The 3,784-nt window shown below is 67.5% G+C and carries 2 protein-coding genes; one reads left to right on the top strand and one right to left on the bottom strand.

What is annotated here, in order from left to right:
* Window positions 1–194: hypothetical protein (locus ACE3OK_RS12280; protein WP_374249838.1), on the top strand; the 194-nt coding region annotated here is incomplete at its 5' end.
* Window positions 195–243: 49 nt separating this feature from the next.
* On the opposite strand, the gene ACE3OK_RS12275 is transcribed toward ACE3OK_RS12280, so the two are convergent.
* Window positions 244–3,567: a response regulator gene (locus tag ACE3OK_RS12275; RefSeq protein WP_374249837.1), complete on the bottom strand. Its 3,324-nt coding sequence runs from the start codon at window positions 3,565–3,567 to the stop codon at window positions 244–246.
* Between the last annotated feature and the right edge of the window lie 217 nt (window positions 3,568–3,784).

The following is a 3,784-nucleotide window of genomic DNA, read 5'->3' as shown; positions in this document are numbered from 1 at the left end:
CCTGGCTCGGTCTGCTGGACATGCGCAACCTGGCGACCTCCATCGTGCTGCTGCCGCTGGCACCGGTGGGCGTGCTGGTGGGCGTGCGCATTGCGCGGCGCATCAACCCGGTGCTGTTCTACCGTTTCATCTACGCCGGCATGTTCCTCACGGGCTGCAAGCTGGTATGGGACGGCTTCTCCCATATGCTATGAATTTCATAGCGCCTTACGCAGCATCGGCGAGGGCTGCAGGCTGATTTGATCAAGCTTCAGTGGGGAGTTGTGCTGCCAGCGCGGCCAGCAGCGCACCCAGTGTGGTCTCCAGTGTGGCGAGGTGGGCTGCAATCTCGTGCGGTGCCTGCGCCACGCGCAGGGCGTGTTCCAGCGCCGCAGCGCGGTCCTGCACCTGCGTGGCGCCCAGGTTGGCCGCCACGCCCTTGGTGGTGTGGGCCAGCCGTTCGGCGGTGGCCATGTCGCCTGCGGCCAGTGCGGTGCGGATTTGCTGCGGCACGGTGGCCTGCCCGGCGACAAAGCGGCGCAGCATGGCCAAGTACAGGCTGGTTTTGCCGGCCATGCGCTGCAGGCCCAGCACGGTGTCCAGCCCCTCGATGCCGTGCGGCAGGCCGGAGGCGGCCTGCCGCAGCGTGGCGCGTCCCATGCGCTCGCCCGAGGCCGGTGCGCCGCGGCGCGGACGGATCCAGCGCAGCAGCACACTGCGCAGGTCCTGCGGGTCGATCGGCTTGACCAGAAAGTCGCTCATGCCGGCATTCAGGCACTTGCGGCGGTCCTGCGCCATGGCATTGGCCGTCATGGCCACGATGGGCAAGTGCTCCAGCGCGTCGATGTGCCGGATGGCGCGCGTGGCCGTCACGCCGTCCATCACCGGCATCTGCATGTCCATGAACACCAGGTCGTAGGTGCGTTGCTGCACCAGGTGCAGTGCGATCTCGCCGTTGTCGGCCACATCCACCTGAAGGCCCGCGTCCTGTAGCAGTTCGCGTGCCACCTGCTGGTTGATGTCGTTGTCTTCCACCAGCAGGATGCGTGCGCCTGCGATGGCGGCCAGCGCGCTGTCGACGGTGGCCGTACCGCCACCGTGGCTGGCGCCTGCCGCGCTGGCCGCAGCGGCCGGGGCCGGCTCGCCGCGACGCCCGCCCAGCGCGGTGATGGTGGTGTCAAACAGGATCGACGGGTTCACCGGCTTGACCAGCACCTGGGCAATGCCCGCGGTGTCGGGGTCGCCAGCCATTTCCTCGCGGCCAAAGGCCGTGACCATCAGGAACATGGGCGCAGCGTCCAGCCCCAGGGCCCGGATGCGGCGCGCGGTTTCCAGCCCGTCCATGCCGGGCATGCGCCAGTCGAGGTAGACGATGTCAAACGGCTGGCCCTCGCGCGCGGCCTGCGCCACCGCCGCCACCGCTTCCGTGCCGCTGGCAGCCTCGGCAGTCACAAAGGTCATGCTCTGCAGCATGTCGGCCAGCACGGCGCGGGCATGCTCGTTGTCGTCCACCACCAGTGCGCGGCGGCCGCGCAGGTCGGGGTTGGGCATCAGCCGCGGCTGCAGCGCCTGGCCAATGCCCAGCCGCGCACTGAACCAGAAGGTGCTGCCCTTGCCATATTCGCTGTGGACGCCCACGTTGCCGCCCATCAGGTGTGCCAGCTTCTTGCTGATGGCCAGACCCAGTCCGGTGCCGCCAAAGCGGCGGGTGGTCGAGGTGTCGGCCTGTGAAAAGCTCTGGAACAGTCGGCCCTGCTGCTCGGGCGTGAGGCCGATGCCGGTGTCCTGCACGCGAAAGTGCAGCAACACGTCGGTGTCGGTGCGCTCGCTGGCGCGCACCGAGATCATGACTTCGCCGCGCTCTGTGAACTTCACCGCGTTGTTGGCGTAGTTCAGCAGGATCTGGCCGAGCCGCAGCGCGTCGCCCACCAGATTGGGTGGCACGTCGGGCGCCACCTCGAACACCAGTTCGAGCCCCTTGGCGTGGCATTTCTCGCTGATCAGGCTGGCGGTGTTGTCGAGCAGCGTTTCCAGGGTGAAATCGGCGCGCTCCAAGTCGAGCTTGCCGGCTTCTACCTTGGAGAAGTCCAGGATGTCGTTGATCACGCCCAGCAGGTGCTGGCCGGATGTCTGCACCTTGCTGATGTAGTCGCGCTGGCGCGGCGTCAGTTCGGTCTTCAGCACCAGGTGCGACAGGCCGATGATGGCGTTCATGGGCGTACGGATTTCGTGGCTCATGTTCGCCAGGAAGTCCGACTTCATGCGCGTGGCGTCCTCGGCCAGTTCCTTGGCGCGCTGCAGCTCTTCCTCGAACCGGCGGCTGGCCGTGATGTCGCGGCTGATGCCCAGCAGGCCTTGGGGCTCGCCGTTTTCGTCCCACAGCGGCGAGATGCGCGTTTGCAGCAGCATGCGCTGGCCGTCGGGCGTCTGCACCCAGTATTCGGCCGTTTCCTCGCGCAGTGTGCGCAGCACCAGGTCGTCGCGCGCCTGGATGACGCTGGCGCGCTCCGGCGGGAACAGGTCGTGGCAGGTCAGGCCCCGCAGCGCTTCCACCGGCTTGCCCACCAACGCGGCATAGGCCGTGTTGCAGCCGAGGTAGCGGCCCTGGCGGTCCTTGTAGAAGATGATGTCCGACATCGAGTTGATCAGCGACGCCAGCGTCGCGGCCTGCCGCTTGCGGGCCTGTTCGGCCTGCTGCTGCTCGGTGATGTCGCGCACATTGATGATGTACACGCCGTGCGCAGCGGTCTCGGTCTTGTACGCCTGGATGCGCACGTCGCGCAGCACGCCGTCCTTGCGCCGGTGCTGCGTGACGAAGCTGACCGGCTTGTTGTGCCCGCGCAGTGCGTCGTCCAGCGCTGCCAGGCTGTCGTCGCCGAACTGCATGTCGTACTCGCTGATGCGCATGCCCAGCAGTTCCTCAAGGTCGTAGCCCAGGTGACGGCAGGCGGCCGGGTTGGCGTAGGTGACCTCGGCGCTGTCGCGGTCGATCCAGAACATCGGCGGCGAATTCTCCAGCACCAGGTGGTTGAACAGCATCTTCTGCTCGTACTGCACGCGCAGCGTGATGTCACGGAAGGTGATGACGCTGCCCACGCACTGGCCGTGCACCCGCTGGGGCAGCACATGGCGCTCCAGCACGCGGCCGTCGAGCAGTTCGATCAGGCTCAGGTCCTCGCTGTCGGGGTGCTGGCGTCGCTGCTCGATGTGGGCCAGCAGGTCGGCCGGGTCCTTCACGCGCGTGCACTGGAACTCCACCAGCGAGTGCGCGTTCATGTCACACAGCCTGTCTTCGGGAATGCCCCACAGCTCTACAAAACGGATGTTGTAGTAGATCGAGTTGTCCGAATACTGCAGCGTGAGGATGCCATCGTTGGTGGCATCCAGCGTGGACACCAACTGCTCGTGTGAGACGCGCAGCAGCGCCAGTTCGCGCTCGCGGAGGTCCAGCCGGCGTTCCGCCCGCTGCAGCCGCTTGCGGCTGTCGGCCAGTGCCTGCTGCAGGCGGTGCAGTTCGTCCCCGGTGCCGGATGTGGGCGGCGCAGACTGCGCCAGCGCAGCAGAAAGTTCGTCGGGGGCTCGGTCCATGGTCGCTCCTCGGGGAGTGCACCCATGAGACCACCGGGCCCTGGCGGGCGGTTAGGAAAATTGCCTAAGGGGCTTGGGGAAATCGGCCGGTCAGTGCCCGTCCCAGCCTGGCGCCCGGGCTTCGCCGCGGGCCAGGCGGGCCTGCCGCTCGGCACGCTCGCGTGCCATCTGCTCTTCCAGTTGCTGGCGGCCCTGGCGGGCCACGGCGATCAGCTTG

This window comes from Thermomonas sp., assembly GCF_041905325.1.
Lineage (GTDB): Bacteria > Pseudomonadota > Gammaproteobacteria > Xanthomonadales > Xanthomonadaceae > Thermomonas.
The sequence above is the reverse complement of the archived record's forward strand: the minus strand, read 5'-3'. Positions and strand labels throughout refer to the sequence as shown.

Excerpts from the sequence above, each read along its gene's own strand:
- ACE3OK_RS12275 (WP_374249837.1), bottom strand. The coding sequence starts at position 3,567 with ATGGACCGAGCCCCCGACGAACTTTCTGCTGCGCTGGCGCAGTCTGCG.